At 40.2% G+C, this 565-nt stretch carries 1 pseudogene; it reads right to left on the reverse strand.

The features are described from left to right. Positions 1 to 565, reverse strand: a pseudogene (locus CER18_RS10210) (Vomp family autotransporter); the annotation flags it as partial.

Raw genomic sequence — 565 nt, forward strand, 5'->3', positions numbered from 1 at the left:
GAGGTTCGTTGTAGCATCTTGCTTTACAAGACTATTACTTATCATAGTGCTAATTTCATCATGAACACTCTTGAAAGAAGAACCAACACCAGTCAAAGCTTCCGCTACATTCTTATACGACTCTTCAGTAATATCGCCATCAGAACCGATTTGCTTAACCTTGAAATTAGGATCCGTCCACTCACCATTCTCATACTTAGCGCCGCCACCAAAATAGTTCGCTAACGTATTATTCAGCGAATAAAGCTGACCACCTGTAACCGCATCCGTAGAGCCAGAAGCAATATTTCCATCCAAAATGTGAGTAATCTTGCTATTCGTTTTGCTACCCTCTTTCTCCCCATGTTTTGCGACAAACGCATTGTCATCCTTACTCCACGATAAAGAATCCTGTGCAACTCCTTGAGATACTTCTTTAATACGATCATTAACATTCTTAATATTCGTATCAAGCCCGCTAAAAGCAGAACCAACATCAGTAAAGGACTTACCCGTAACCTGACCGTCTTTAGAAACATCTGATAATTGGTAAATTGGCTGTGTGAGACCACCATCTTTAAAAGAT

Source organism: Bartonella tribocorum, assembly GCF_002777915.1.
Lineage (GTDB): Bacteria > Pseudomonadota > Alphaproteobacteria > Rhizobiales > Rhizobiaceae > Bartonella > Bartonella tribocorum_A.